The 26,804-nt window shown below is 58.8% G+C and carries 23 protein-coding genes, 2 tRNA genes, 3 rRNA genes and 1 pseudogene; 22 read left to right on the top strand and 7 right to left on the bottom strand.

Features of this window, described 5'->3' with window-relative positions; genetic code table 11:
* The first annotated feature begins 206 nt into the window (after nt 1-206).
* The 5 genes from P3R38_RS08915 to rrf all read left to right on the top strand — a co-directional run bounded on the left by P3R38_RS08915 (nt 207) and on the right by rrf (nt 5,388).
* A 16S ribosomal RNA gene (locus P3R38_RS08915) occupies nt 207-1,743 on the top strand.
* Between the two features lie 86 nt (nt 1,744-1,829).
* A tRNA-Ile gene (locus tag P3R38_RS08920) sits at nt 1,830-1,906 on the top strand.
* Between the two features lie 26 nt (nt 1,907-1,932).
* Nucleotides 1,933-2,008: transfer RNA gene (locus P3R38_RS08925), tRNA-Ala, on the top strand.
* A gap of 242 nt (nt 2,009-2,250) precedes the next feature.
* Nucleotides 2,251-5,142 (top strand): 23S ribosomal RNA (locus tag P3R38_RS08930).
* A gap of 130 nt (nt 5,143-5,272) precedes the next feature.
* Nucleotides 5,273-5,388 (top strand): 5S ribosomal RNA (rrf, locus tag P3R38_RS08935).
* Together the 16S, 23S and 5S rRNA genes with 2 tRNA genes alongside form the textbook arrangement of a ribosomal RNA operon.
* Nucleotides 5,389-5,458: 70 nt before the next feature.
* Here the strand turns inward: rrf and P3R38_RS08940 are convergent.
* Nucleotides 5,459-6,322 carry a universal stress protein gene (locus P3R38_RS08940; protein ID WP_104881955.1) on the bottom strand — a complete coding sequence of 288 codons (864 nt, stop codon included), beginning with the start codon at nt 6,320-6,322 and terminating at the stop codon, nt 5,459-5,461.
* 154 nt (nt 6,323-6,476) lie between these two features.
* Here P3R38_RS08940 and miaE point away from each other — a divergent pair, with 154 nt between their 5' ends.
* On the top strand, nt 6,477-7,094 hold the full coding sequence (gene miaE, locus P3R38_RS08945; RefSeq protein ID WP_023379782.1) for a tRNA isopentenyl-2-thiomethyl-A-37 hydroxylase MiaE: 618 nt from the start codon (nt 6,477-6,479) through the stop codon (nt 7,092-7,094).
* A 6-nt stretch (nt 7,095-7,100) separates the two neighbouring features.
* On the opposite strand, the gene P3R38_RS08950 is transcribed toward miaE, so the two are convergent.
* On the bottom strand, nt 7,101-7,421 hold the full coding sequence (locus tag P3R38_RS08950) for a DUF883 family protein (protein WP_027907811.1): 321 nt from the start codon (nt 7,419-7,421) through the stop codon (nt 7,101-7,103).
* A 127-nt stretch (nt 7,422-7,548) separates the two neighbouring features.
* On the opposite strand from P3R38_RS08950, the gene P3R38_RS08955 reads away from it, so the two are divergent.
* On the top strand, nt 7,549-7,812 hold the full coding sequence (locus P3R38_RS08955; RefSeq protein WP_023379784.1) for a hypothetical protein: 264 nt from the start codon (nt 7,549-7,551) through the stop codon (nt 7,810-7,812).
* Between the two features lie 18 nt (nt 7,813-7,830).
* On the opposite strand, the gene P3R38_RS08960 is transcribed toward P3R38_RS08955, so the two are convergent.
* On the bottom strand, nt 7,831-8,319 hold the full coding sequence (locus P3R38_RS08960; RefSeq protein WP_023379785.1) for an LEA type 2 family protein: 489 nt from the start codon (nt 8,317-8,319) through the stop codon (nt 7,831-7,833).
* Between the two features lie 135 nt (nt 8,320-8,454).
* On the opposite strand from P3R38_RS08960, the pseudogene P3R38_RS08965 reads away from it, so the two are divergent.
* The 3 genes and pseudogenes from P3R38_RS08965 to P3R38_RS08975 form a co-directional block, all read left to right on the top strand.
* Nucleotides 8,455-8,958, top strand: a pseudogene (locus tag P3R38_RS08965) (RNA polymerase sigma factor); the annotation flags it as partial.
* 7 nt (nt 8,959-8,965) lie between these two features.
* On the top strand, nt 8,966-9,838 hold the full coding sequence (locus P3R38_RS08970) for a FecR domain-containing protein (protein WP_277687007.1): 873 nt from the start codon (nt 8,966-8,968) through the stop codon (nt 9,836-9,838).
* A gap of 122 nt (nt 9,839-9,960) precedes the next feature.
* Entirely contained in the window at nt 9,961-12,396 is a 2,436-nt protein-coding gene (locus P3R38_RS08975; RefSeq protein ID WP_023379786.1) for a TonB-dependent receptor, read from the top strand.
* An 81-nt stretch (nt 12,397-12,477) separates the two neighbouring features.
* Here the strand turns inward: P3R38_RS08975 and P3R38_RS08980 are convergent, their stop codons facing one another.
* Nucleotides 12,478-13,371 carry a LysR family transcriptional regulator gene (locus P3R38_RS08980; RefSeq protein WP_277687008.1) on the bottom strand — a complete coding sequence of 298 codons (894 nt, stop codon included), beginning with the start codon at nt 13,369-13,371 and terminating at the stop codon, nt 12,478-12,480.
* A 101-nt stretch (nt 13,372-13,472) separates the two neighbouring features.
* On the opposite strand from P3R38_RS08980, the gene P3R38_RS08985 reads away from it, so the two are divergent.
* The 5 genes from P3R38_RS08985 to P3R38_RS09005 all read left to right on the top strand — a co-directional run bounded on the left by P3R38_RS08985 (nt 13,473) and on the right by P3R38_RS09005 (nt 18,275).
* Nucleotides 13,473-14,552, top strand: coding sequence for an extracellular solute-binding protein (locus tag P3R38_RS08985; protein WP_023379788.1), 1,080 nt, complete (start codon nt 13,473-13,475; stop codon nt 14,550-14,552).
* Between the two features lie 25 nt (nt 14,553-14,577).
* A complete protein-coding gene (gene speB, locus P3R38_RS08990) occupies nt 14,578-15,552 on the top strand; it encodes an agmatinase (RefSeq protein ID WP_027907813.1) in 975 nt (324 codons plus the stop codon).
* Between the two features lie 197 nt (nt 15,553-15,749).
* Nucleotides 15,750-16,067 carry a hypothetical protein gene (locus tag P3R38_RS08995; protein ID WP_023379790.1) on the top strand — a complete coding sequence of 106 codons (318 nt, stop codon included), beginning with the start codon at nt 15,750-15,752 and terminating at the stop codon, nt 16,065-16,067.
* Between the two features lie 24 nt (nt 16,068-16,091).
* Nucleotides 16,092-17,240, top strand: a complete 1,149-nt coding sequence (locus tag P3R38_RS09000; protein WP_277687009.1) for a PQQ-dependent sugar dehydrogenase — start codon at nt 16,092-16,094, stop codon at nt 17,238-17,240.
* A 60-nt stretch (nt 17,241-17,300) separates the two neighbouring features.
* A complete protein-coding gene (locus P3R38_RS09005) occupies nt 17,301-18,275 on the top strand; it encodes a nucleoside hydrolase (RefSeq protein ID WP_104882672.1) in 975 nt (324 codons plus the stop codon).
* Here the strand turns inward: P3R38_RS09005 and P3R38_RS09010 are convergent.
* The gene (locus P3R38_RS09010; protein ID WP_023379793.1) at nt 18,247-18,459 is read right to left on the bottom strand and encodes a hypothetical protein; all 213 of its coding nucleotides are present in this window, start codon (nt 18,457-18,459) and stop codon (nt 18,247-18,249) included. The genes P3R38_RS09005 and P3R38_RS09010 overlap by 29 nt on opposite strands.
* 288 nt (nt 18,460-18,747) lie before the next feature.
* Between P3R38_RS09010 and P3R38_RS09015 the strand changes: the two genes are divergently transcribed.
* On the top strand, nt 18,748-19,065 hold the full coding sequence (locus tag P3R38_RS09015; RefSeq protein ID WP_023379794.1) for an I78 family peptidase inhibitor: 318 nt from the start codon (nt 18,748-18,750) through the stop codon (nt 19,063-19,065).
* Nucleotides 19,066-19,140: 75 nt separating this feature from the next.
* On the opposite strand, the gene P3R38_RS09020 is transcribed toward P3R38_RS09015, so the two are convergent.
* Nucleotides 19,141-19,353 (bottom strand): cold-shock protein, encoded by a 213-nt coding sequence (locus P3R38_RS09020; RefSeq protein WP_023379795.1) that lies wholly within the window; start codon nt 19,351-19,353, stop codon nt 19,141-19,143.
* A gap of 150 nt (nt 19,354-19,503) precedes the next feature.
* Nucleotides 19,504-19,809: a hypothetical protein gene (locus tag P3R38_RS09025; RefSeq protein WP_023379796.1), complete on the bottom strand. Its 306-nt coding sequence runs from the start codon at nt 19,807-19,809 to the stop codon at nt 19,504-19,506.
* 336 nt (nt 19,810-20,145) lie between these two features.
* On the opposite strand from P3R38_RS09025, the gene thrS reads away from it, so the two are divergent.
* The 6 genes from thrS to pheT all read left to right on the top strand — a co-directional run bounded on the left by thrS (nt 20,146) and on the right by pheT (nt 26,800).
* Nucleotides 20,146-22,068 (top strand): threonine--tRNA ligase, encoded by a 1,923-nt coding sequence (gene thrS / locus P3R38_RS09030; protein WP_023379797.1) that lies wholly within the window; start codon nt 20,146-20,148, stop codon nt 22,066-22,068.
* On the top strand, nt 22,068-22,619 hold the full coding sequence (gene infC, locus P3R38_RS09035; protein ID WP_013972005.1) for a translation initiation factor IF-3: 552 nt from the start codon (nt 22,068-22,070) through the stop codon (nt 22,617-22,619). Before thrS ends, infC begins: the two co-directional genes overlap by 1 nt.
* A 60-nt stretch (nt 22,620-22,679) precedes the next feature.
* Nucleotides 22,680-22,874, top strand: a complete 195-nt coding sequence (gene rpmI / locus P3R38_RS09040) for a 50S ribosomal protein L35 (protein WP_003250667.1) — start codon at nt 22,680-22,682, stop codon at nt 22,872-22,874.
* A gap of 28 nt (nt 22,875-22,902) precedes the next feature.
* Nucleotides 22,903-23,259 (top strand): 50S ribosomal protein L20, encoded by a 357-nt coding sequence (gene rplT, locus P3R38_RS09045; RefSeq protein WP_003250671.1) that lies wholly within the window; start codon nt 22,903-22,905, stop codon nt 23,257-23,259.
* Nucleotides 23,260-23,370: 111 nt separating this feature from the next.
* Complete coding sequence (gene pheS, locus P3R38_RS09050; protein WP_023379798.1) at nt 23,371-24,387, top strand: phenylalanine--tRNA ligase subunit alpha; 1,017 nt, start codon at nt 23,371-23,373, stop codon at nt 24,385-24,387.
* A gap of 31 nt (nt 24,388-24,418) precedes the next feature.
* Nucleotides 24,419-26,800 (top strand): phenylalanine--tRNA ligase subunit beta, encoded by a 2,382-nt coding sequence (gene pheT / locus P3R38_RS09055; RefSeq protein ID WP_277687010.1) that lies wholly within the window; start codon nt 24,419-24,421, stop codon nt 26,798-26,800.
* Nucleotides 26,801-26,804: the final 4 nt, after the last annotated feature.

Genomic DNA, 26,804 nt, shown 5'->3' on the forward strand with positions numbered 1-26,804 from the left:
CGTAGAATGCGCGCCTCGGTTGAGACGAAACGCTCTTAGCCAAACGCTCTTTAACAAATCGAATCAAGCAATTCGTGTGGGTGCTTGTGAGTACGGACTGATAGTCACAAAGATTATCAGCATCACAAGTGACCATGCGAGAAATCACATAGTCATTTGAGATTGCTGAGCCAAGTTTAGGGTTTCTTAAAAACCCAAGCAGTATTGAACTGAAGAGTTTGATCATGGCTCAGATTGAACGCTGGCGGCAGGCCTAACACATGCAAGTCGAGCGGATGACGGGAGCTTGCTCCTTGATTCAGCGGCGGACGGGTGAGTAATGCCTAGGAATCTGCCTGGTAGTGGGGGACAACGTTTCGAAAGGAGCGCTAATACCGCATACGTCCTACGGGAGAAAGCAGGGGACCTTCGGGCCTTGCGCTATCAGATGAGCCTAGGTCGGATTAGCTAGTTGGTGAGGTAATGGCTCACCAAGGCGACGATCCGTAACTGGTCTGAGAGGATGATCAGTCACACTGGAACTGAGACACGGTCCAGACTCCTACGGGAGGCAGCAGTGGGGAATATTGGACAATGGGCGAAAGCCTGATCCAGCCATGCCGCGTGTGTGAAGAAGGTCTTCGGATTGTAAAGCACTTTAAGTTGGGAGGAAGGGCAGTAAGCTAATACCTTGCTGTTTTGACGTTACCGACAGAATAAGCACCGGCTAACTCTGTGCCAGCAGCCGCGGTAATACAGAGGGTGCAAGCGTTAATCGGAATTACTGGGCGTAAAGCGCGCGTAGGTGGTTCGTTAAGTTGGATGTGAAAGCCCCGGGCTCAACCTGGGAACTGCATCCAAAACTGGCGAGCTAGAGTACGGTAGAGGGTGGTGGAATTTCCTGTGTAGCGGTGAAATGCGTAGATATAGGAAGGAACACCAGTGGCGAAGGCGACCACCTGGACTGATACTGACACTGAGGTGCGAAAGCGTGGGGAGCAAACAGGATTAGATACCCTGGTAGTCCACGCCGTAAACGATGTCAACTAGCCGTTGGAATCCTTGAGATTTTAGTGGCGCAGCTAACGCATTAAGTTGACCGCCTGGGGAGTACGGCCGCAAGGTTAAAACTCAAATGAATTGACGGGGGCCCGCACAAGCGGTGGAGCATGTGGTTTAATTCGAAGCAACGCGAAGAACCTTACCAGGCCTTGACATGCAGAGAACTTTCCAGAGATGGATTGGTGCCTTCGGGAACTCTGACACAGGTGCTGCATGGCTGTCGTCAGCTCGTGTCGTGAGATGTTGGGTTAAGTCCCGTAACGAGCGCAACCCTTGTCCTTAGTTACCAGCACGTTATGGTGGGCACTCTAAGGAGACTGCCGGTGACAAACCGGAGGAAGGTGGGGATGACGTCAAGTCATCATGGCCCTTACGGCCTGGGCTACACACGTGCTACAATGGTCGGTACAGAGGGTTGCCAAGCCGCGAGGTGGAGCTAATCTCACAAAACCGATCGTAGTCCGGATCGCAGTCTGCAACTCGACTGCGTGAAGTCGGAATCGCTAGTAATCGCGAATCAGAATGTCGCGGTGAATACGTTCCCGGGCCTTGTACACACCGCCCGTCACACCATGGGAGTGGGTTGCACCAGAAGTAGCTAGTCTAACCTTCGGGAGGACGGTTACCACGGTGTGATTCATGACTGGGGTGAAGTCGTAACAAGGTAGCCGTAGGGGAACCTGCGGCTGGATCACCTCCTTAATCGACGACATCAGCCTACTGATGAGCTCCCACACGAATTGCTTGATTCTTTGTATAAAGACGATGCTGTAACGCGACCCTGTTATAGGTCTGTAGCTCAGTTGGTTAGAGCGCACCCCTGATAAGGGTGAGGTCGGCAGTTCAAATCTGCCCAGACCTACCAATTACTTGGTGCGGCCTAGAACACACGGGGCCATAGCTCAGCTGGGAGAGCGCCTGCCTTGCACGCAGGAGGTCAGCGGTTCGATCCCGCTTGGCTCCACCACTCTTTCAGGTTGTACAGCTGCTCAGAACTTAGAAATGAACATTCAGATCGAATGTTGATTTCTGACTTTTGTCAGATCGTTCTTTAAAAATTCGGATATGTGATAGATAGACTGACACGCACTTTCACTGGTGTGATGTCAGGCTAAGGTAAAATTTGTGAGTTCTGCTCTTAATTGAGCAACATGCGAATTTTCGGCGAATGTCGTCTTCACAGTATAACCAGATTGCTTGGGGTTATATGGTCAAGTGAAGAAGCGCATACGGTGGATGCCTTGGCAGTCAGAGGCGATGAAAGACGTGGTAGCCTGCGATAAGCTTTGGGGAGTCGGCAAACAGACTGTGATCCAGAGATCTCTGAATGGGGGAACCCAGCCAGCATAAGCTGGTTATCTTGTACTGAATACATAGGTGCAAGAGGCGAACCAGGGGAACTGAAACATCTAAGTACCCTGAGGAAAAGAAATCAACCGAGATTCCCTTAGTAGTGGCGAGCGAACGGGGACCAGCCCTTAAGTTGATTTGAGATTAGTGGAACGCTCTGGAAAGTGCGGCCATAGTGGGTGATAGCCCCGTACACGAAAATCTCTTATCAATGAAATCGAGTAGGACGGAGCACGAGAAACTTTGTCTGAACATGGGGGGACCATCCTCCAAGGCTAAATACTACTGACTGACCGATAGTGAACCAGTACCGTGAGGGAAAGGCGAAAAGAACCCCGGAGAGGGGAGTGAAATAGAACCTGAAACCGTATGCGTACAAGCAGTGGGAGCCTACTTTGTTAGGTGACTGCGTACCTTTTGTATAATGGGTCAGCGACTTATATTCAGTGGCAAGCTTAACCGAATAGGGGAGGCGTAGCGAAAGCGAGTCTTAATAGGGCGTTTAGTCGCTGGGTATAGACCCGAAACCGGGCGATCTATCCATGGGCAGGTTGAAGGTTAGGTAACACTGACTGGAGGACCGAACCGACTACCGTTGAAAAGTTAGCGGATGACCTGTGGATCGGAGTGAAAGGCTAATCAAGCTCGGAGATAGCTGGTTCTCCTCGAAAGCTATTTAGGTAGCGCCTCATGTATCACTCCAGGGGGTAGAGCACTGTTTCGGCTAGGGGGTCATCCCGACTTACCAAACCGATGCAAACTCCGAATACCTGGAAGTGCCGAGCATGGGAGACACACGGCGGGTGCTAACGTCCGTCGTGAAAAGGGAAACAACCCAGACCGTCAGCTAAGGTCCCAAAGTCATGGTTAAGTGGGAAACGATGTGGGAAGGCTTAGACAGCTAGGAGGTTGGCTTAGAAGCAGCCATCCTTTAAAGAAAGCGTAATAGCTCACTAGTCGAGTCGGCCTGCGCGGAAGATGTAACGGGGCTCAAACCATGCACCGAAGCTACGGGTGTCATCTTTGATGACGCGGTAGAGGAGCGTTCTGTAAGCCTGTGAAGGTGAGTTGAGAAGCTTGCTGGAGGTATCAGAAGTGCGAATGCTGACATGAGTAACGACAATGGGAGTGAAAAACTCCCACGCCGAAAGACCAAGGTTTCCTGCGCAACGTTAATCGACGCAGGGTTAGTCGGTCCCTAAGGCGAGGCTGAAAAGCGTAGTCGATGGAAAACAGGTTAATATTCCTGTACTTCCAGTTATTGCGATGGAGGGACGGAGAAGGCTAGGCCAGCTTGGCGTTGGTTGTCCAAGTTTAAGGTGGTAGGCTGAGATCTTAGGCAAATCCGGGATCTTAAGGCCGAGAGCTGATGACGAGTTGCCTTTAGGCGACGAAGTGGTTGATGCCATGCTTCCAAGAAAAGCTCCTAAGCTTCAGATAACTGGGAACCGTACCCCAAACCGACACAGGTGGTCGGGTAGAGAATACCAAGGCGCTTGAGAGAACTCGGGTGAAGGAACTAGGCAAAATGGCACCGTAACTTCGGGAGAAGGTGCGCCGACGAGGGTGAAGGACTTGCTCCGTAAGCCCATGTCGGTCGAAGATACCAGGCCGCTGCGACTGTTTATTAAAAACACAGCACTCTGCAAACACGAAAGTGGACGTATAGGGTGTGACGCCTGCCCGGTGCCGGAAGGTTAATTGATGGGGTTAGCGCAAGCGAAGCTCTTGATCGAAGCCCCGGTAAACGGCGGCCGTAACTATAACGGTCCTAAGGTAGCGAAATTCCTTGTCGGGTAAGTTCCGACCTGCACGAATGGCGTAACGATGGCGGCGCTGTCTCCACCCGAGACTCAGTGAAATTGAAATCGCTGTGAAGATGCAGTGTATCCGCGGCTAGACGGAAAGACCCCGTGAACCTTTACTATAGCTTTGCACTGGACTTTGAATTTGCTTGTGTAGGATAGGTGGGAGGCTTTGAAGTGGGGACGCCAGTTCTCATGGAGCCATTCTTGAAATACCACCCTGGCAACTTTGAGGTTCTAACTCAGGTCCGTTATCCGGATCGAGGACAGTGTATGGTGGGTAGTTTGACTGGGGCGGTCTCCTCCCAAAGAGTAACGGAGGAGTACGAAGGTGCGCTCAGACCGGTCGGAAATCGGTCGCAGAGTATAAAGGCAAAAGCGCGCTTGACTGCGAGACAAACACGTCGAGCAGGTACGAAAGTAGGTCTTAGTGATCCGGTGGTTCTGTATGGAAGGGCCATCGCTCAACGGATAAAAGGTACTCCGGGGATAACAGGCTGATACCGCCCAAGAGTTCATATCGACGGCGGTGTTTGGCACCTCGATGTCGGCTCATCACATCCTGGGGCTGAAGCCGGTCCCAAGGGTATGGCTGTTCGCCATTTAAAGTGGTACGCGAGCTGGGTTTAGAACGTCGTGAGACAGTTCGGTCCCTATCTGCCGTGGACGTTTGAGATTTGAGAGGGGCTGCTCCTAGTACGAGAGGACCGGAGTGGACGAACCTCTGGTGTTCCGGTTGTCACGCCAGTGGCATTGCCGGGTAGCTATGTTCGGAAGAGATAACCGCTGAAAGCATCTAAGCGGGAAACTTGCCTCAAGATGAGATCTCACTGGAACCTTGAGTTCCCTAAAGGGCCGTCGAAGACTACGACGTTGATAGGTTGGGTGTGTAAGCGCTGTGAGGCGTTGAGCTAACCAATACTAATTGCCCGTGAGGCTTGACCATATAACACCCAAGCAATTTGCTGACGCAGATTGCGGTGGTGAAGACGAAACGACCGAAAGTTCGCAAAACCACAAATTCACATATCCGAATTGGCCAAGAGTGTTTAAACGACATTCTGGCAACAGAATTTCTTGACGACCATAGAGCATTGGAACCACCTGATCCCATCCCGAACTCAGCAGTGAAACGATGCATCGCCGATGGTAGTGTGGGGTTTCCCCATGTGAGAGTAGGTCATCGTCAAGATTCATTTAGCAAAACCCCTATCTGCGTGAGCAGGTAGGGGTTTTGTCTTTCCGGCGCGGTGGTTGCAGTCTCAACCCCTCGCCAGTTCCGCCAGGTGGGCTGTTGCTTCCTCGCTCTTGAGCACCAATACATCGCCTTTCAACGCGTCTAGCACCACCTCTGCGGTGTTTCCGATCAAAGCGCCGGTTATGCCGGTTCGGCCGACGGTACCCATGATGGTCACGACAGCGTCGTACTTGTCCTCCGTGAAGGGGATTAGAACATCCGCCGGGCCTTCTGCGATGTGCAGGCGATCATCACTGATATCGAACTCGGCTTGGAAAGCTGTGCATGCGTCCCTATAGCGCTGCTCGATGGTTTCGCTGAGTTGGAAGGCGGGGTCGGAAGCGGAAAGCATGGGGGAGGGATGGGCGCAGATCACATGCAATTCCCCTTTGGCCAAGCTGGCGATTGCATAACCGTGATCGATGATACTGGCATGCAGGCGACGGTGGTCCTCGTCCTGATTGCCGACATCAACAGCAGCAAGAATCACTCCACCGGTCCAGGGCCGCTCGCTCTTGACCATCAACACTGCGCAAGGGCACTGACGCAACAGCTTCCAGTCGCTGGGTGTCAGTATCGCCTTTTTCAGTGGGTTATCCGGTCGATGCTCCTTGATCACCAGTTCGCAACCTTCAGCCTGCTGCACCCGAATAATGGTTTCGTGCAGGCTTTCTTGCCAAGCCTCTTCATGGGTGACATTGACATACCCATCATCGCGCAACTGGCTTTGCAGCAAACTCAAAAGGGCACTGTGCTCACGATTCTTGTCACACATCAGCAGGTGCAGGCGGGCACCTGTCACACCTGCGATCAGTTTGGCCCGGGTCAGTGCGCGGCTATGGGCATGCGCAGGGTCTAGAACGACAAGGATGCTGCGGACGGCTTGCATGGGCGTTAGCTCCCTTCAAAGATGGCGACCTGTGCCTGACTATAGTCCGCGCCGCGCACGCCGCCGTTTGATGTACATCAAGCATAGCCACTGGCGTTGGCCGACGCCGCCGGTATAATTCCTGGTCCTGCCTGTCCTGTGTGGTTGTGTGCTTATGTCCCTGATCCCCGAAATCGACGCTTTCCTCGGCTGTCCCACCCCAGACGCTTGGATCGAGGCGGCGCTGTCGGATCAGGAAACCTTGCTGATCGACCACAAGAATTGCGAGTTCAAGGCTGCCAGCACCGCGCTGAGTCTGATCGCCAAGTACAACACGCACCTGGACCTGATCAACATGATGTCGCGCCTGGCCCGTGAAGAGTTGGTGCATCATGAACAGGTGCTGCGTCTGATGAAGCGTCGTGGTGTGCCATTGCGACCGGTTTCCGCCGGGCGTTATGCGTCGGGTCTGCGCCGTCTGGTACGGGCCCACGAGCCGGTCAAACTGGTCGACACACTGGTTGTCGGGGCCTTTATCGAGGCGCGTAGTTGCGAGCGCTTCGCAGCCTTGGTGCCGCACCTGGATGAAGAGCTCGGCACCTTCTATCACGGGCTGCTGAAAAGCGAGGCGCGCCATTATCAGGGTTACCTGAAGCTTGCACACCAGTACGGTGCTGAGGCGGATATTGCCAAGCGTGTGGAGCTGGTGCGCGAGGCAGAGGTCGAATTGATCAGTTCACCCGATCAGGAATTGCGCTTTCACAGCGGTATCCCCATGGCGCAGGCTGCCTGATCCACCTCAAGAACGCCGCCCCAGCAACAACCCGATGACCAAGCCAAAGCCCGCGGAAATGGCAACGGTTTGCCAAGGATGCCCGCCAATGTAGTCCTGGGTGGCATCCATCACGGGTTGGGCCTTGGCACGTACCCGGTTGGCAGACTCACGGGCCTGGCGCAATTTGAGGCTGACTTGGGCGCGCAGGGTTTCTGCCTCTTCGCCTACCAGGGAGGCGCTGTCGTTGAGGAGCTTCTCTGACTCTTCGATCAATGCCTGCAGCTCGCTGAACACTTGGTCCTTGATTTGTTCGCTTTCGGTAATCAGGGCGGTTTTCCGGGCCATGAACACATCCTCGTCGATGGGTGATTTGAATAATGGATGCCGGTGCGGCGGGAAAGTTGCGCCGGCTTACCGATCATTCGCCCCTACAGTGTAAGATAGCGACCATTTTTCACAGGCAGGTATCCCCATGAGTTTCAATCTGGCCAACAAGAGCTTCGAGGAACGGGCGCAGATCGAGGCAGAAAAGGCCCGCTTGTTCGAACTGTGGCAGAACAACCTCGGCAAAGCCAAGGGCGAGGCCGCGCGGCTGATTGCCGAAAAGCCCCGGCGCAAAGGCAAATGGGCCGAGTGGGTACGTGCCGAGCTTGACAGCATGTCGCCACCGGAATACGCAAACATGGTGCGCAGCGAGGTCAACAAGCTGATGGCCGCCGCCAGCGCCAATCGTTGAGCGCCTGATATCCTGCACTCAACGATAAAGGCTGCCACCCTGAGGCAGGTCAAGCTTGCCCTGGTCGGTGAAACGCACCGTGCCAAACAACCCTCCCGCCAGTTTTCCGCGCAACACATAGGGCAGGCCTTGCAGTGAGTCCAGCTTGCGCAGCCCATAGGCCTGGCGCAGGAAGGAGAACGCTGTGATGCTGACCGGCACCACGATCACCGCTTCGTCGTATCGGCCGATGTGCCCCTTCTGGTCGCTGACGCCGGCCGCCAGTGGCTGGCCATTCACTTCCAGATTGAGTGCGACACCGTCGTAATCGACCGATGCATCATTAGGGTTCTGCACGCGCATCTTCACTGCCATGCGCATCTCCAGTTCTTGTCCTGGCAAAGGCTCGATGCCGATGACGCTGATGTTCAGTGGGTCGCGCGCCTGGAACAGCGCACAGGCACCGAGCCCAAGCGCCATCAATAGCATCAGTGCATAACGGGCGCAGCGCACAAGACGGTCACGCATAGAGGTGGCCTTTTCGTTAGAAAATCAGCATGCAGTGTGGCAAATGCACGAGGACGTTGAAAGTCTCGGGCCTTATGAAAGATACTGTTTCTCATTAACGCCCGATAATCTCTCTTACTGGCTGCTTCTCACTCAATGCTGACGTCTCCCGTGTCTGGTCTGCTGGCAAGTTTCCAGGAGCACTACGACGACCTGCTGCAGTTTCTCACCCGGCGTATGAACGACCGGCAGCGGGCCGCCGATGTGGCGCAGGAGACCTATCTGAAGCTCGTACAGGTCGATCAGCAGGCGATACCGGTTCTGCATGCGCGCAGTTACATCTTTCGCGTGGCCGGCAATCTGGCGATCGATGCCCTGCGTCGTGAGCAGCGTATCGCGTCCCGCCACGATGACAGTGACGGTGCGGGAGAGATTGCCTGTCCGGCCCCCGCGCCGGAAGCGGCGCTGCTTGCCCGCGAGCGTTTGCAGATACTCGACCAAGCGCTGCTGCAATTGCCCAGCAAACCCCGCGAAGCCCTGTTGCTCAACCGCGTCGAAGGCCTGACCCAGGCGCAAATTGCACAGCGGCTGGGCGTTTCCGAGAGCATGGTGGCAAAATACATCGGCCAAGCCCTGCGCCACTGCCGTGACTGGGTCAAACACAACCATGACTGATGCCCTTGCCATGCCCGCGCCTCCACCGACCAGCGACCTGTCCAACGACGCCCTTGACTGGCAGGTGCTGCTGCATTCTGGCAACGCCAGTGCGGCAGACCACGCACGCTATCAACGCTGGTGCCAGCTCAGCGCGGCCCATGCCGAGGCGGCGCGGGAGGCCCAAGCGCTCTGGGAGGATATCGGCGGCACTTCCGCTGCCGCATCGTTCATTGCGTCGCCGGCTCCGCGCAAGCGCCACTGGTTTGCTGGCATCGCCGCATCAGTGGTGCTGTTGGTGGCGGGCTACAGCGGTTGGCAGCAGGCCCCAGTCTGGCTGGCGGACTATCACACAGGCGTGGGGCAGCGGCAGAGCATTACTCTGGCCGATGGCTCGCGGGTGGTGCTCAACAGTGCCAGCGCCTTGACCGTGGCCTTTACCGATCATGAGCGCAGGGTCGTGTTGCGGGCCGGCGAGGCGTTGTTCGAAACGGTCAACGATGTGCGCCCCTTTGTTGTCGCTACTGGCGATGAGACCGTGCGGGGCGACACCGCCGTGTTCAGCGTGCGCAGCGACGGCCGGGTGGTGCTGGCCGAAGGTGAGGCAAGGGTAGCGGGGCAGCTCGTGCCGGTATCGGCAGACGCCAGCGCGCAGACAGCCTGGCAGCGCGGCAAGCTGATTTTCAATGGCAAGCCATTGGGCCAGGTGCTGGCAGAGCTTGAGCGTTACCAGCAGGGTCGCATCCTGTTGTCGGACAGCCAGCTGGCCACACTGCAAGTCAGTGGCGTTTTCGATCTTGACGAGCCTCACGCTTTGTTGCGCACACTCGAGCAGCGTTACGGCCTGAAGGTCACCTATCTGCCATGGCTGGCTGTAGTGCATTGAGTCGTCAGAAAAAATAATCGAAATTTTTTTCATTCAGCACTGCAAGTTCATGCAGGCCAGATCGTCGTAGTGGGACTGATCAGCAACCCATTCTCATTTACGACTTGTCTGGAAGCTTATTCGTGACACTCACGCTCAAGCCTTTGCACCGCCGCGGCGGTCGGTTCCATCATGCCTTGCTGTCCTGCACCGCCCTGGCCATGCTTGCCAGCCCGCTGCAGGTCTGGGCCGACTCCGCTCGCGATCAAGCCCGGGTCGAAGCTCGACAGGTACAGCTCGATCTCCCTGCGCAGGCCCTCGACCAGGCCCTGACCGCGTTTGCCGACCAGGCGGGTTTGCACCTGCTGTACACCACCAGCGACGTCGCAGGGCTCACCAGCCCGGCACTGCAGGGTAGCTACAGCATCGAGCAGGCATTGCAACAGCTGCTGGCCGGAAGCGACATGGCCTGGCAGTTCAGCGACGTCCGCACCGTAACCCTGCGCAGGGCCGAAGGTGCGCCGCAGGCGATCAATCTCAAGCCCATCGAAGTGAGCGTGGCGTCGCGTACCAGCACTGCCATCAGTGAAATTCCTGGTACGGTCTGGGTCGTTGACCAACAGCAGCTGCGCGAGCAGATCGACAGCGGCGTCAGTCTCAAGGAGGCCATCGGCAAGTTGGTGCCTGGCCTGGACCTGGCCCCTGAAGGCCGCACCAACTACGGCCAGAACATGCGCGGGCGCAACGTGTTGGTGATGATCGACGGTGTCAGCCAGAACAGTTCGCGCGGTTTGTCGCGCCAGTTCGATAGCATCTCGCCGTTCAACGTCGAGCGCGTGGAAGTGTTGTCCGGCGCCAGCGCCATCTATGGCGGTGGTGCCACCGGCGGCATCATCAACATCGTGACCAAGAAGGGCGAGCCGGGGCCTGCACGTTTCGAGACTCAGTTTGGCGCCAGCAGCGGCTTCAACAACAGCGACGACCTGGCCACTCGTTTCGCTCAGTCGGTCAGCGGCGGCAATGAGCGGGTGAAGGCTCGCCTGGGAGTTTCCGGCGAACAGAACGAGGCGTTCTATGACGGTGCGGGCGACCAGATTTTCATCGACAACACTCAGACCGACTTGCAGTACAACCGCACCCTCGATGTGCTCGGCACCCTGGGGCTCACCTTGAGCGACGAGCAGAGCCTCGACCTGTTGGCCCAGTACTACGATTCCGGTAACCACGGCAGCACCGGCATCTACTTCCCCAACCTCAACTACAACGCACCGTCAGACTTAGAAGACGCCGAGCTGCGCGGTGGTTATTCCTCTGACCTGGAACCTCGCACCCGTCGTCTGCTACTCAATGCCAACTACCACCACACCGATGTGCTGGGCCAGGACTTCTACCTGCAAGCTTCGTATCGCAAGGAGGACGACAATTTCTATCCGTTCCCTTACTACAACCGCGCCACTCCCACCGGCTCGCGCGGCGTGTACTTCGCCGCGTCGCAGCAGAATTTCGAGGTCACCAGCCTCAAAGGGTTGTTCGCCAAGCAGTGGGATACGCTCAAGCTCACTTACGGGGTAGACCTTGACCGAGAGCGCTTCAATGCCCAGCAGACCACCTTCGATGCACTGACCTCGTCTGAAAGCGGTGGCCTGGACCTGGACAAAGCCAGCAAGGCGGACCGTTACCCCAGCTACCGGGTCGACGGTGTGTCCGTTTACGCCCAGCTCGATTGGCATGCGACCGATAACCTGACCCTGTCCACAGGCGCACGACGCCAGCAGATGGACGTGGATGTCAGCGATTTCAAGGGCGTGCCGGGCGGCAGCAATGACTACCAGGTCAATCTTTACAACATGGGAGCCATCTACGATTTCAAGAATGGCCACCAGGTTTGGACCAACTACGGTGAAGGTTTCGACCTGCCAGACCCTGCCAAATACTACGGCAAGCAAGGCCTGAGCGTGGCCGACAACCCGCTGGCGGGTATCAAGAGTCGTCAGGTCGAGCTCGGCTGGCGCTACGCCGATCTGGATTGGGATGCCCAGGCAGCGTTGTACTACATCTGGTCGGACAAGATCATCAACGTCGACTCGCAGACGCTGACCATCGATGTGGAAGACCAGAAGAGCCGAGACTTTGGCTTTGAAGGGGCGTTGACCCGGCACTTTCAGAGCGGTTGGGAGGCGGGCGGCACCCTGCACCTCACCCGCTCTGAGGAAGAAGACGCCAATGGCGGCTGGGACAAGCGCGACGCTCGATATGCATCGTTGTCCAAATCCACTGCGTTCGTTGGCTGGAAAGGTGACGGCCGTAGCGCACGCCTGCAGGCCAACCATGCATTCAGCTTGAAGGATGACGCTGACCACGAGATCGACGGGTATACGACCTTCGACCTGCTGGCCAGCCAGGACACCGGTTTCGGCACCTTCAGCGCGGGTATCCAGAACCTTCTGGACAAGCAGTACAGTACGGTCTGGGGGCAGCGAGCGACATTGTTCTACTCACCAACTTATGGGCCAGCTTACCTGTATGACTACCAAGGACGGGGCCGGACCTACACCCTGACCTGGAGCATGGCCTACTAACCGGTGCTTGCGCGTGCTGGCCGGATCGCCGGCCGGCGCCTACAGGTGCTTTACGCGCCCTGTAGGCGCCGACTGATCGTTTCATGAGACGAACGCCCCTTGCAGATCCTCCACGAATGCGCCCTGCGCCTCCCCGCAGGCCTGCACTCGATGCCAGGCCAAAGTGAACGGCACAAGGAAATCCAGCGCCGGATCCAGCGCTCGCAGCAGACCTTGCGCCTCCCAAGGTGCTGCGTAATGGCACGGTAGGTAACCGATATGTCGGCCCGACAGGATGAATGCCAGTACACTTTCGGTCTGCTCCGCCACCGCCATGCTTCGGTGGCTTTGAAACGGCTCGCCTGATTTGAGAAAGCGATACGGGTGACGAACCTGGTCCGCTTCGAGCAACTGTCCGTGCTCGACGTGCGGCACCGCGAACAGCGCGTGGCCCTTGCCGCAGTACAAGCGCTGGCGCTCTTCGAACAACGGTTGGTAATCGAACGCTGCCTGGTTACCGGAGAAGTAGCTGATGGCGTAATCCAGCCGCTGCTCCAGCAACAGTCGTTCCAACTCTGCCGGTGGTGCGCTGATCAATTGCAACTGGACGGATTCGTTCCGCTCACGAAAGCGCGATATCGCGTTGGCGATGCGCAGGCTCACCGACGTGTCCTGGCCCTCTGCCAAACCCAGCCGTACAGTCCCCAGCAGCCTTCCGCCAACGCCATTGGCCTGCTGACGAAAGTGCTCGATGTTCAGCAACAATTCGCGGGCAGCATCCAGCAATAACTGGCCTTTTTCAGTCAGTCGGAAGCCACCCTTGCCACGGTTGCACAGGCGATAGCCCAGGCGGGTTTCCAGCTGCGCCATGCGCTGGCTGATGGTGGGTTGGCTGAGCCCAAGTACGCCCTGGGCGGCACTGAAACCACCGGCCTCTACTACAGTGACGAACAGCCGCAGCAGGTGCAGGTCGGGGTCTTGCAGTTGGCCAAGCATACATTGCTCCTGATGAATGTCAGCTTTACAAACTTGCCATTCTTGCAATGTAACTCGGCTGGTATGCTGGCGGCATCCACCCATGTGCCGAGGTGTTCGTCATGCGTCGATCGTTGTGTCTGTTGTCCCTGGTACTGGCCTTACCGCTGCAGGCCGAAGAGAAGGTCGTGAACCTTTACAGCTGGGCGGACTATGTCGCGCCGCAAACCCTTGAGCGCTTCGAGCGCGAGACCGGCTACAAGGTCCGCTACGACACCTTCGACACCACCGAAGTGCTGGAAACCAAGCTGTTAACGGGGGGGAGCGGCTACGATGTGGTGGTGCCATCTTCCACGGTGCTGGCGCGTGCGCTGAAGGCCAGTGCGTTACAACCCTTGAACGCACAGGCAATGCCTGGCTATGCCAATCTCGACAAGGACCTGCTGGCAAAACTGGCCGAGGCCGACCCCGGTAACCGTTACGCAGTGCCCTACACCTGGGGCACATTGGGCCTGGGGGTGAATGTCGAAGCGGTGCGCGAGCGATTGGGTGACGTGCCGCTGGACAGCCTCGACCTGCTGTTCAAGCCCGAGTACGCCAGCCGACTCAAATCATGCGGGATCGCCATGCCCGACTCACCCCAGGAGGTCATCGGCCTGGCCCTTAACTACCTCGGTAAAGACCCGTACAGCCAGGACAAGAACGCGCTTGCCGCCGCCCGCCAGTTGCTGGACCAACTGCAGCCGTCGATCAGCTACGTCGCCAACGGCCGCCAGATCAACGACCTGGCCAACGGCAGCGTGTGCCTGGCATTGACCTACAACGGTGACGCCGCCATGGCGGCCGACCAGGCGCGCAAGGCCGGCAAGCCATTCCAGCTCATCTACCGCATTCCGCGGGAAGGCACCCTGGTGTGGCAGGACAACCTGGTCATTCCCAAGGATGCCCCGCATCCGGAGGCTGCCCGGGCGTTCATCGCCTTCATGCTCAAGCCAGAATCGGTAGCCGCGCTGACCAATACGCTGTTTTTCGCCAACGCCAACCAGGCCGCCACCCCCTTGGTGGACGACGCGGTACGTAACGACCCGGATATCTATCCACCTGCCGCGGTGCGTGAGCGTCTGTACGCCGACCGCAGCATGGCATTGTCCGACCTGCGCCAGCGCAACCGCTTGTGGACGGCATTTCGCAGCGGGCAGTAATCGATAACGACATAGGAGCGACACCGTGGACCAAGCCGCCAACAATGACCAGGCCATGACCCGCGACAGCTTGTACGGCACTGCTGCTGAAAGCACCTACGCAGGCATTACCAGTTTCTCCCGGCGCCGCTACAGCCGCGATTTGCGTGGGGTGGATGTAGTGGTGAGCGGGGTGCCTTTCGACACCGCCACCAGCAACCGCCCAGGCGCACGTTTCGGGCCGCGAGCGATTCGTGCCGCTTCGGTGCAGCAAGCCTGGGCACGGCACTGGCCCTGGGCGTTCGATCCCTTCGACCACCTGGCGGTCATCGACTATGGCGACTGTGCGTTCGACAGTGGGACGCCACAGTCGGTGCCGGAAAGCATAGAGGCCCATGCCAATCGGATACTCGAAGCAGGGTGTGCCATGTTGACCCTGGGCGGCGACCACTTCATCAGCTACCCGCTGCTCAAGGCCCATGCCCGGCGCCACGGGCCGCTGGCGCTGATTCACTTCGATGCACACAGCGACACCTGGCCCGACGAAGATGGCAAGCGCATCGATCATGGCACCATGTTCTGGCACGCTGCGCGCGAAGGCTTGGTCGATCCAACGCATTCCGTGCAGATCGGCCTGCGCACCACCAATGACGACAGCCAGGGCTTTGCCATCCTCGATGCCCGCCAGGTCCATCGCCTGGGCACGGAGGCGGTTATCGAAGCGATCCGCCAGCGAGTCGGTGATCGGCCGGTATACCTGACTTTCGATATCGACTGCCTCGACCCAGCTTTCGCCCCAGGCACGGGGACCCCGGTATGCGGTGGCCTTAGCACCGTACAGGCCCTCGAGATTCTGGGTGGATTGCGTGGCATCAACCTGGTGGGCATGGACCTGGTGGAGGTGGCGCCGGCTTATGATCATGCCGATATCACTGCCCTGGCGGGGGCAACCCTGGCCATGGAAATGCTCTGCCTGTATGCGGCGCGACACAAACTCACCGACACATCACGGGGTCTGTAGGCGTCGGCTGGCCGGCGACCAGGCCATCGGAAAGGACCGATGGCCTTGCGTCGCAACGGTCAGGTACAGCGCCGCCAAAGGCCCATACTGAAACATCACGAATCAACTCCATCCGCTTTCACACTTTTGCCGCGAACCCCTTGCGCCTTAGGCTATCCAACCTTCGAGGCGCGTCATTTTCGTACAGGAGGTGAAGCATGAACATCACGATGCCAACCTTGGGCCTCGGCCTGTTGCTGTGCTTGCCACTGCAAGCGGCGCCCCTCCAGCCGCTGCAGCTCGCTGCTGGCAACAACAACCCTTACAACAGCCCAATCCAGCGCGCCAATCCGAATAGCCGCCAAGGTAGCGTCCAGCCGGCGCCTCCGGTACGCGGGCCTTCGACCGTGCCCATTCAGCGCACGCCCAGCCTGGACAACCGCGGCATCGGTAACGGCGACAACCTTCGGCGTCAGCAGCAAGCGCCAAACCTTGAACCCACTCGGCCACCGCGCGACACCCAGCGCGTGCCGTGAGCCCCGCATCGGAAGGAACCCTGCATGACACGACCCACCTGGCTGATTACCCTGACCGCCGCAGCGTTATTCCCGCTGCTGGCCCAAGCCGCTTCCCAGCAGCAGTTTCCCAGTGAAGAGGGGCCGTTGATCGTCGATACCGTGGCCGATGGCCTGCGCAATCCCTGGTCACTGGCGTTTTTACCGGGTGGCACGGACATGCTGGTGACCGAGCGGCCTGGCAATCTGCGCATCGTCAATGCCGAGGGCAAGGTTGGACCACCCGTCAGTGGCGTGCCCAAGGTGTGGGCCGAAGGGCAGGGTGGTTTGCTGGATGTGGCGCTGTCGCCTGAGTTCGGGAAGGACCGTACCGTCTACCTGTCATTTGCAGAGGAGGGCAGCGACGGCAAGGCCGGGACGGCCGTCGGTCGCGGCCAGCTTTCGGCGGATCGTGCACGACTGGAGAACTTTACCGTGATCTTCCGTCAGTTGCCCAAGCTGTCGGAGGGCAACCACTTTGGTTCGCGGCTGGTGTTTGACCGAGACGGCTACCTGTTCATCGCGCTGGGCGAGAACAACCAGCGGCCCACCGCCCAGGACCTTGACAAGCTGCAGGGCAAGATCGTGCGCTTGTGGCCCGACGGCAGCGTGCCGAAGGACAACCCCTTCGTCGGCCAGGACGCCGTGCGCCCGGAGATCTGGTCTTACGGCCATCGCAACCAGCAGGGCGCTGCCCTCAATCCATGGACCGGAAAACTCTGGACCCACGAACATGGCCCACGCGGCGGTGACGAGATCAACATCCCGCAAGCGGGCAAGAATTACGGGTGGCCCATCGCAACGCATGGCATCAACTATTCGCTGCTGCCGATCCCCGAAGCCGAGGGCAAGCACGTCGATGGCATGATCGACCCGCACCATGTGTGGGAGAAGTCACCCGGAATCAGCGGCATGGCGTTCTACGATAGCCCCACCTTCCAAGCCTGGGGCCACAACTTGTTCATCGGCGCACTGGCCACCCAGGAATTGATCCGACTGCAGTTGGTGGGAGACAAGGTCGTCCATGAGGAGCGGCTGCTGGGCCAGCTCAAGGCGCGGATTCGAGATGTGCGGGTGGGACCGGACGGTTATCTTTATGTGTTGACCGATGAGAAGGATGGAAAGCTGCTGAAAGTTGGGTTGGACGAAGATTGAGGTCGAGCCGCAGGTCGCAGGAGTGCCTATGCTCAAGCATGCATTCCAGGGAGTCGTCTCATGCCTGCCACCTCCATCACCAGCCTTCGGGCCGCACCCTGTGAGCTGATCATCGACACCGATCCCGGGGCCGACGATCTGGTCGCGCTGTTACTGGCCATGGCATCGCCAGATGAGCTGAGTATTCGTGCGATCACCACCGTGGCTGGCAATGTGCACCTTGCCAAGACCTCGCGCAATGCTCGCCTGGCCTGTGAGTGGGGTGGTCGGGAGGATATCCCGGTGTATGCCGGGGCCGCCCGGCCACTGGTACGTGCGCCTGTCCATGCCGCCGAATTGCACGGTGAAGAAGGCTTGAGTGGTGTGACGGTTCATGAGCCGGCCAAGCCCCTGAGTCAGGGCAATGCCGTGCAGTACCTGATCGATACCCTGGGCGCCGCTGAACCTCACAGCATCACCCTGGCCATGCTCGGCCCGCAGACCAACCTGGCACTTGCGCTGATCCAGCGTCCGGAAATAGCCAAGGGCATCAAGGACGTGGTGGTCATGGGCGGTGCCCACTTCAACGGCGGCAACATCACGCCGACGGCGGAATTCAACATTTATGCCGATCCTCACGCCGCCGAGGTAGTGCTGGCAAGTGGCGTTCGCCTGACCTACCTGCCGCTGGACCTGACCCATACGCTACTCACCAGCGATGCTCGTCTGCGGCAGCTGGCGGCTATCCACAACCGTGCCAGTCAAGTGGTGGTGGATATACTCAACGCCTACATCAAGCACGACATGGACGTGTATGGGATGCCCGGCGGGCCTGTGCATGACGCCAGCGTCATCGCCTACCTGGTCAAGCCAGAACTGTTCAGTGGTCGACGTGTCCATCTGGTGGTAGACAGCCGTGAAGGCGCAACCTTCGGCCAGACCATCGCCGATTGGTACGGTGTGCTCAAGCGTCCGGCAAACGTGATGTGGGTATCGCAGGGCGACGCCCAGGGGCTGTTCGATCTGCTCAGTGAGCGTCTGGCGAGATTGCGATAGCCGGCTGTGGGGCGTAGCGCTCGATGACCTGCTCGACGAAACTGCGCGCCGCTTCGGCACCGCGGTCACGTACCAGCAGGTCGATGGCGATCAAAAGCAGCTCCTCCGGGGTGCCAGGGCTGTAGGCGCTCTGGCCCTCGGCCCATTTGACCTTGATGTCGGCGTCGATGCTGTGGCTGCTCATGGAAGGCTCTCGCTGAAGGCCCGGTATGGAGAGGCGAACACCTGACCCTGGCGTTCGAGGGAGGCATGATGCGCTCCACTTCTTGCAGTAAATCATGACTTTGCGTCAAGCACCCTGCGACTTAAGAATAAAAGGCCATGTCGGGCAAACCAAGAGGCTGGTGCAAAATTCAGTCACGATTGCTTTTCGTCTCGACTGGCGAGATCAGGCAGACTTGTGCGGTTTTGCAACAAACTATGAGTGAAGCTGTCGCATTAGGCAGTTCCCGGATTGATTTTAGGAGGATTCATGTTCCGTACCCGCGCTTCCCTGGCGACCCTGCTACTGGCGTCCGTCCTGGCAGGTTGCAGCTCTGGCGGTCACTCGGGCGGCGGTGCCCCGGCAGCGGCGGCTGGCAACGATGGGCGCTGCGATGCCAGTGGGGCCGATTTCGCCATTGGCAAGCCAGGTAGCGCCGAACTGCTCGAGCAGGCGCGAAAGGCCAGCGGCTCGCAAATGGCACGCATCCTCAAACCCCATGACGTGGTCACCCTGGAGTATCGCTCCGAGCGTTTGAACCTTAATGTCGACGAGCGAGGGGTAGTCATCCGCGCCAACTGCGGTTAAGGGGCAGGGCCGAGCGTGCCCGGCGGACACCCAAAAAAAACCCGCCACGGAGGCGGGTTTTTTCAGCTGTCCGAATTACTCCGGACGAACCTGAGCAGCCTGCATGCCCTTCTGGCCGCGCTCGGCGACGAAGGAAACAGTCTGGCCTTCTTTCAGGCTCTTGAAGCCGTCGGTTTCGATGGCCTTGAAGTGTACGAACAGGTCGTCGCCGCCGCCTGCTGGGGTGATGAAGCCGTAGCCTTTCTCATCATTGAACCATTTGACGGTGCCGTTTTGGCGATTGGACATGGGGTGAATCTCCAGACATTTAATTTTTCAGTGGTGCAATGCGGCCGAGGCTACGGAGCACCGGCGACATCATAGTCTAATTCTGCGCATCTAGCGCCTTTTACCTTCGCAGGATACTGATCCAGGGCAAACAAAGTGTTGATTGCTTGCTCAGGACTTCGGTTTGCATGCCGCCTGCACGACAGTTTGCGCTTTCTGCATCAGCTTGGCGTCAACGCCGTCCTTGCTATCCAGGTCTTCGATCTCCTTATCGCTGAAATTCTTTTTGATGGCTTGCGCGCCGCATTCGCAGTGCTTTTTCGCGGTCGCAGCGTCCACGCCCTGTCCGCTGGCCACTTGGGTGCACTGGGCCATGTAACCAGCCTCCTTCCCAGGGGGGAAGTTGCCAGCGTTCGCAGCGACAGGCAGCAGCAGGGCGCTAGCGGCCGCCAGGGCCAGAAGAGAGTGAAGTCGCATAACCGGTTACTCCTTGGGTTAAGGTCTCATCAAGAGTAGGTTGCTTCCCAAGGTCTGATAGGATTTTTTCCGCGTTAGTTCACCACAACCGCGTAATTCCCAAATATTTCTGCCTGCTGTGCAACCCGCGTGCTAGCATGGCCGGCTTGTGGCTGCCCTGACGGCGCCTACATTTATCTTTTTCACTTTCCAGTCACTCAGGTCCCCCTGGCAAGCCGAAAGGTTTCTGCCACTGTGAGGCAGGCTTTCCCAAGGGAAAGGCAGGTCGGATTTTGTACTGGCTCATCCCAACCCACGTGACCTTTGGTAGGGGTCACCACTAGGAGAGGAGGCGCCATGCCCATTATTACTCTTCCCGATGGCAGTCAACGTTCGTTCGACAAGGCCGTATCCGTAGCCGAAGTCGCCGCCTCGATCGGCGCTGGTCTGGCCAAGGCCACCCTGGCCGGTAAAGTCGACGGCAAGCTGGTCGATGCCTGCGACCTGATCGAGAACGACGCCACCCTGCAGATCATCACCCCTAAAGATGAAGAGGGACTGGAGATCATTCGTCACTCGTGCGCCCACCTGATCGGCCACGCGGTGAAGCAGTTGTACCCGACCGCCAAGATGGTGATCGGCCCGGTGATCGACGAAGGCTTTTATTACGACATCGCCTACGAGCGTCCTTTCACCCCGGATGACCTGGCCGCCATCGAGCAGCGCATGCAGCAGTTGATCGACAAGGACTACGACGTCATCAAGAAGATGACTCCGCGCGCCGAGGTCATCGACGTGTTCAAGAACCGTGGCGAGGACTACAAGCTGCGCCTGGTCGAGGACATGCCCGACGAGAAGGCCATGGGGCTGTACTACCACGAAGAATACGTCGACATGTGCCGTGGCCCGCACGTGCCGAACACCCGTTTCCTCAAGGCCTTCAAGCTGACCAAGCTGTCCGGCGCCTACTGGCGCGGTGATGCCAAGAACGAACAGTTGCAACGCGTGTACGGCACCGCTTGGGCCGACAAGAAGCAGCTGGCCGCCTATATCCAGCGCATCGAAGAAGCCGAAAAACGCGACCACCGCAAGATCGGCAAGCAGCTGGACCTGTTCCACCTGCAGGAAGAAGCACCCGGCATGGTGTTCTGGCACGCCAATGGTTGGACCGTTTACCAGGTACTCGAGCAGTACATGCGTAAAGTCCAGCGCGAGAACGGCTACCAGGAAATCAAGACCCCACAGGTTGTCGACCGTATTCTCTGGGAGCGCTCCGGCCACTGGTCCAACTACGCCGAGAACATGTTCACCACTTCGTCGGAAAGCCGCGATTTTGCCGTCAAGCCGATGAACTGCCCGTGCCACGTGCAGGTGTTCAACCAGGGCCTCAAGTCTTACCGCGACCTGCCGCTGCGCTTGGCCGAATTCGGTGCTTGCCACCGTAACGAGCCGTCTGGCGCGCTGCACGGCATCATGCGTGTACGTGGCTTCGTTCAGGACGATGCGCACATCTTCTGCACCGAAGACCAGGTGAAGAAGGAAGCTGCCGACTTCATCAAGCTGACCCTGGACGTGTACAAGGACTTCGGTTTCACCGACGTCGCCATGAAGCTGTCGACTCGTCCCGCCAAGCGCGTGGGTTCCGAAGAGTTGTGGGATCGCGCCGAAGGCGCCCTGGCCGATGCGCTGAACGAGTCGGGCCTCGAGTGGGAATACCAGCCGGGCGAGGGTGCGTTCTACGGTCCGAAGATCGAGTTCACCCTGCGCGACTGCCTCGGTCGTAACTGGCAGTGCGGTACGCTGCAGTACGACCCGAACCTGCCTGAGCGTCTGGATGCCAGCTATATCGCCGAAGATAACAACCGTAAGCGCCCGGTCATGCTGCACCGTGCCATCCTCGGTTCGTTCGAGCGCTTCATCGGCATGCTGATCGAGCACTACGCGGGTGTGTTCCCTGCCTGGCTGGCACCAACCCAAGCGGTGATCATGAACATCACCGACAAGCAGGCCGATTTCGCCCTCGAAGTAGAAAAAGCCCTGAACGGTAGCGGTTTCCGTGCCAAGTCGGACTTGAGAAACGAGAAGATTGGCTTTAAAATCCGCGAGCATACTTTGCTCAAGGTCCCGTACCTTTTGGTTATAGGGGATCGCGAAGTCGAAACGCAGACCGTCGCCGTACGCACCCGTGAAGGCAAAGACCTCGGCTCCATGCCGGTGGCTGAATTCACGCAGCTGCTCAACAGCGCTGTAGCCCAGCGCGGTCGCCTAGAATCGGAGTAATGACTATTAAGCGTGAAATGAGAAACGATAAACGAACTGCACCGAAAGCCCCGATCAACGAGAATATCTCGGCACGCGAGGTTCGGTTAATTGGCGCTGACGGCGAGCAGATTGGCATCGTCTCGATTGATGAAGCGCTTCGAATCGCTGATGAAGCGAAGCTGGATCTGGTGGAAATCTCTGCAGACGCGCAACCGCCCGTCTGCAAGGTGATGGACTACGGCAAGCACCTCTTCGAGAAGAAGAAGCAGGCCAACGAAGCCAAGAAAAACCAGAAGCAGATCCAGATCAAAGAAATCAAGTTTCGTCCAGGGACGGAAGAAGGGGATTACCAGGTAAAACTACGCAACCTGGTACGTTTCCTTACTGATGGGGACAAGGCCAAGATCTCTCTGAGATTCCGTGGCCGTGAGATGGCTCACCAGGAGCTGGGCATGGAGCTGTTGAAGCGGGTCGAAGCCGACCTCGCCGAATACGGCTCCGTTGAGCAGCATCCGAAGATGGAAGGACGCCAGCTTATGATGGTCATCGCCCCCAAGAAAAAGAAGTAATCTCCCGGGCACGGCAGGCCTGATGATTATGTGTAATTTTATCGAATGCGGAGTTCCAACATGCCAAAAATGAAAACCAAGAGCGGTGCTGCAAAGCGCTTCCTGAAGACCGCTTCCGGCTTCAAGCACAAGCACGCTTTCAAGAGCCACATCCTGACCAAAATGTCGACCAAGCGTAAGCGTCAACTGCGCGGTGCCAGCCTGCTGCACCCGTCTGACGTTGCAAAAGTCGAGCGCATGCTGCGCGTACGTTAATTTCGGTCAAAGATAGAGGAAGTTACTCATGGCTCGTGTAAAGCGCGGCGTTATCGCTCGTAAGCGTCACAAGAAAATTCTGAAACTGGCTAAAGGCTACTACGGTGCACGCTCGCGCGTATTCCGCGTCGCCAAGCAGGCTGTCATCAAGGCTGGCCAATACGCCTACCGTGACCGTCGCCAGAAGAAGCGTCAGTTCCGCGCCCTGTGGATCGCTCGTATCAACGCCGGTGCCCGCACCAACGGTCTGTCCTACAGCCGTCTGATTGCTGGCCTGAAAAAGGCGTCGATCGAAATCGACCGTAAGGTTCTGGCTGACCTGGCAGTGAACGAAAAAGCGGCGTTTGCTGCGATTGTCGAGAAAGCTAAAGCCGTTCTGGCTTAAGTACCCACGACAATCATCCGGCGGCGCGCTGCGGCGCCGGGTGTAAAACGTCATCGATAGGGGAAGAGCCTTCAAAAGCTCTTCCCCTATTTTCGTATCTGGAGTCTGTACATGGAAAACCTGGACGCGCTGGTTGCCCAAGCCCTCGAGGCCGTGGAACGCGCTGAAGACATCACTACCCTGGAACAGATCCGGGTTCAATTCCTCGGCAAGAAGGGCGAACTGACCCAGGTGATGAAGACCCTGGGCAACCTGCCAGCCGAAGAGCGGCCGAAAGTCGGCGCGCTGATCAACGACGCCAAGGAACGCGTCACCGACGTGCTCAACGCACGCAAGGCCGCCTTTGAAGAGGCCGAGCTCAGCGCTCGCCTGGCCGCCGAATGCATTGACGTGACCCTGCCAGGCCGTGGCCAGACCACTGGCGGCCTGCACCCGATCACCCGTACCCTCGAGCGCATCGAGCAGTTCTTCACCCACATCGGCTACGGCATCGCCGAAGGCCCGGAGGTCGAAGACGACTACCACAACTTCGAAGCGCTCAACATCCCAGGCCACCATCCGGCCCGGGCGATGCACGACACCTTCTATTTCAATGCCAACATGCTGCTGCGCACCCATACCTCGCCGGTACAGGTCCGCACCATGGAATCGAGCCAGCCGCCGATTCGCATTGTCTGCCCAGGCCGCGTCTACCGCTGCGACTCGGACATTACCCACTCGCCGATGTTCCACCAGGTCGAAGGCCTGCTGATCGACCGCGGCATCAACTTCGCCGACCTCAAGGGCACCATCGAAGAGTTCCTGCGGGTGTTCTTCGAGAAAGAGCTGGCCGTGCGCTTCCGCCCGTCGTTCTTCCCCTTCACCGAGCCGTCCGCCGAAGTGGATATCCAGTGCGTGATGTGCGCTGGCAACGGCTGCCGCGTGTGCAAGCAAACCGGCTGGCTGGAAGTGATGGGTTGCGGCATGGTGCACCCGAACGTGCTGCGCATGTCTGGCATCGACCCGGAAGAGTTCCAGGGTTTCGCCTTCGGCATGGGCGCCGAGCGCTTGGCCATGCTGCGCTATGGCGTCAACGATTTGCGTCTGTTCTTCGACAACGACCTGCGGTTCTTAGCGCAATTCCGCTAGGCCTATCCGACGCAATTTTCAGGAGAACAGCATGAAATTCAGTGAACAGTGGCTGCGCGGTTGGGTAAACCCGCAAGTCTCCCGTGACGAACTGGTCGCCCGTCTGTCCATGGCCGGCCTCGAAGTCGACAGCGTTACCCCCGCTGCCGGGCAGTTCAGCGGTATCGTCGTGGGCGAGATCCTCGCCACCGAACAGCACCCGGACGCCGACAAGCTGCGCGTCTGCCAGGTAAGCAACGGCCAGGAAACCTTCCAGGTTGTCTGCGGCGCCCCTAACGCACGTCCAGGCATCAAGATCCCGTTCGCCATGATCGGCGCCGAGTTGCCAGGTGACTTCAAGATCAAGAAAGCCAAGCTGCGCGGTGTCGAATCCTTCGGCATGCTGTGCTCGGCCGCCGAACTGCAGATCAGCGAAGAAAACGACGGCTTGCTGGAGCTGGCCGCCGACGCCCCGGTAGGTGAAGACATTCGCCAGTACCTGAGCCTGGACGACGCCAGCATCGAGATCGGCCTGACCCCGAACCGTGGCGACTGCCTTTCCATCGCCGGTCTGGCGCGCGACGTCAGTGCGCTGTACAACGTCCCGGTTACCCGCCCGAACGTGCCGGCGGTACCGGCTGCGCACGACGAAGTGCGTCCGGTCGAAGTCAGTGCTCCGGCTGCTTGCCCGCGTTACCTGGGCCGCGTCATCCGCAACGTCGACCTGAGCAAGCCGACTCCGCTGTGGATGGTTGAGCGCCTGCGCCGCAGCGACGTGCGCAGCATCGACGCTGCCGTCGACATCACCAACTACGTGATGCTTGAGCTGGGCCAGCCCATGCACGCTTTCGACCTGGCTGAGATCAACGGCGGCATCCGCGTGCGCATGGCCGAAGAGGGCGAGAAGCTCGTCCTGCTCGACGGCCAGGAAGTAGCCCTGCGGGCCGATACCCTGGTCATCGCCGACCACACCCGCGCCCTGGCCATTGCCGGCGTCATGGGGGGCGAGCACAGCGGCGTGAACACCGAGAAGACCCGCGACCTGTTCCTGGAAAGCGCCTTCTTCGAGCCGATTTCTGTCGCTGGTAAAGCCCGTTCCTACGGCCTGCACACCGACGCCTCGCACCGCTATGAGCGTGGTGTCGATTCGCAGCTGGCTCGCGAAGCCATCGAGCGCGCTACTGCGCTGGTGCTGGAGATCGTGGGTGGCGAAGCCGGTCCGGTGGTCGAGGCTGCCAGCGAGCAGCACTTGCCGAACATCGCCCCGATCACTCTACGCGCCGACCGCATCACCCAGATGCTCGGCATGGAAATGGACCCGGCCCAGGTCGAGCAACTGCTCAACGCCCTGGAGCTGACCACCACGCGCAGCGGAGAGGGGGAGTGGACCGTCAACGTCCCGAGCCACCGCTTTGACATCAGCCTGGAAGTCGACCTGATCGAAGAGCTGGCCCGCCTGTACGGTTACAACAACCTGCCGGTCCGTTATCCGCAAGCGCGCCTGGCGCCGCAAGCCCGCCCGGAAACCCGTGGCGAGCTGCCAAACCTGCGTCGCCTGCTGGTTGCTCGCGGCTATCAGGAAGCCATCACCTACAGCTTCATCGACCCGAAACTGTTCGAGCTGTTCAGCCCAGGTGTCGAGCCGCTGCTGCTGGCCAACCCTATCTCCAACGATATGGCTGCCATGCGTGCGTCGCTCTGGCCGGGTCTGGTGAAGGCGCTGCAGCACAACCTCAACCGCCAACAAGACCGCGTTCGCCTGTTCGAAAGCGGCCTGCGTTTCGTTGGCCAGCTGGGTGATCTCAAGCAGCAGCCGATGATTGCCGGCGTGGTCACCGGTAGCCGCCTGCCAGAAGGCTGGGCCAACGGTCGCGATGGCATCGACTTCTTCGATGTCAAGGCCGATGTGGAGGCCCTGCTGGGTTACTCGGGAGCGCTGAACGACTTCACCTTCAGCGCTGGAAAACACCCCGCCCTGCACCCTGGCCAAACCGCCCTGATCGAGCGCGACGGCAAGCAGGTCGGCTACCTGGGCGCCATCCACCCAGAGCTGGCCAAGGCCCTGGATCTGGATCGCCCGGTGTTCCTGTTCGAGCTGGTGCTGGGTGAGGTGGTCGAAGGCCGTCTGCCGAAGTTCAGTGAACTCTCCAAGTTCCCGGAAACCCGTCGTGACCTGGCGCTGATCGCCGGCCGTGACGTGGCCTCCAGTCAGGTGCTTGAAGTGATTCGTAACAATGCCGGCGAATGGCTGACAGACCTCAGGCTGTTTGACGTCTACCAGGGTAAAGGTATTGATCCTGATAGAAAAAGCCTGGCAGTCGGCTTGACCTGGCAGCATCCATCGCGCACTCTTAACGACGATGAGGTGAACACGACTCTGCAGAACATCCTCACCTCGCTCGAACAAAGGTTGAACACCACGTTAAGGAAATAACGGT

This window comes from Pseudomonas sp. NyZ480 (genome assembly GCF_029537255.1).
In the GTDB taxonomy this organism is placed as follows: Bacteria; Pseudomonadota; Gammaproteobacteria; order Pseudomonadales; family Pseudomonadaceae; genus Aquipseudomonas; species Aquipseudomonas taiwanensis.

Bases quoted from the DNA above. Each gene is read 5' to 3' on its own strand.
- P3R38_RS08940 (WP_104881955.1), bottom strand. From the start codon at position 6,322: ATGCAAGCCGTCCGCAGCATCCTTGTCGTTCTAGACCCTGCGCATGCC.
- miaE (WP_023379782.1), top strand. From the start codon at position 6,477: ATGTCCCTGATCCCCGAAATCGACGCTTTCCTCGGCTGTCCCACCCCA.
- P3R38_RS08950 (WP_027907811.1), bottom strand. From the start codon at position 7,421: ATGGCCCGGAAAACCGCCCTGATTACCGAAAGCGAACAAATCAAGGAC.
- P3R38_RS08955 (WP_023379784.1), top strand. From the start codon at position 7,549: ATGAGTTTCAATCTGGCCAACAAGAGCTTCGAGGAACGGGCGCAGATC.
- P3R38_RS08960 (WP_023379785.1), bottom strand. From the start codon at position 8,319: ATGCGTGACCGTCTTGTGCGCTGCGCCCGTTATGCACTGATGCTATTG.
- P3R38_RS08970 (WP_277687007.1), top strand. From the start codon at position 8,966: ATGACTGATGCCCTTGCCATGCCCGCGCCTCCACCGACCAGCGACCTG.
- P3R38_RS08980 (WP_277687008.1), bottom strand. From the start codon at position 13,371: ATGCTTGGCCAACTGCAAGACCCCGACCTGCACCTGCTGCGGCTGTTC.
- P3R38_RS08985 (WP_023379788.1), top strand. From the start codon at position 13,473: ATGCGTCGATCGTTGTGTCTGTTGTCCCTGGTACTGGCCTTACCGCTG.
- P3R38_RS08995 (WP_023379790.1), top strand. From the start codon at position 15,750: ATGAACATCACGATGCCAACCTTGGGCCTCGGCCTGTTGCTGTGCTTG.
- P3R38_RS09000 (WP_277687009.1), top strand. From the start codon at position 16,092: ATGACACGACCCACCTGGCTGATTACCCTGACCGCCGCAGCGTTATTC.
- P3R38_RS09005 (WP_104882672.1), top strand. From the start codon at position 17,301: ATGCCTGCCACCTCCATCACCAGCCTTCGGGCCGCACCCTGTGAGCTG.
- P3R38_RS09010 (WP_023379793.1), bottom strand. From the start codon at position 18,459: ATGAGCAGCCACAGCATCGACGCCGACATCAAGGTCAAATGGGCCGAG.
- P3R38_RS09015 (WP_023379794.1), top strand. From the start codon at position 18,748: ATGTTCCGTACCCGCGCTTCCCTGGCGACCCTGCTACTGGCGTCCGTC.
- P3R38_RS09020 (WP_023379795.1), bottom strand. From the start codon at position 19,353: ATGTCCAATCGCCAAAACGGCACCGTCAAATGGTTCAATGATGAGAAA.
- P3R38_RS09025 (WP_023379796.1), bottom strand. From the start codon at position 19,809: ATGCGACTTCACTCTCTTCTGGCCCTGGCGGCCGCTAGCGCCCTGCTG.
- thrS (WP_023379797.1), top strand. From the start codon at position 20,146: ATGCCCATTATTACTCTTCCCGATGGCAGTCAACGTTCGTTCGACAAG.
- infC (WP_013972005.1), top strand. From the start codon at position 22,068: ATGACTATTAAGCGTGAAATGAGAAACGATAAACGAACTGCACCGAAA.
- rpmI (WP_003250667.1), top strand. From the start codon at position 22,680: ATGCCAAAAATGAAAACCAAGAGCGGTGCTGCAAAGCGCTTCCTGAAG.
- rplT (WP_003250671.1), top strand. From the start codon at position 22,903: ATGGCTCGTGTAAAGCGCGGCGTTATCGCTCGTAAGCGTCACAAGAAA.
- pheS (WP_023379798.1), top strand. From the start codon at position 23,371: ATGGAAAACCTGGACGCGCTGGTTGCCCAAGCCCTCGAGGCCGTGGAA.
- pheT (WP_277687010.1), top strand. From the start codon at position 24,419: ATGAAATTCAGTGAACAGTGGCTGCGCGGTTGGGTAAACCCGCAAGTC.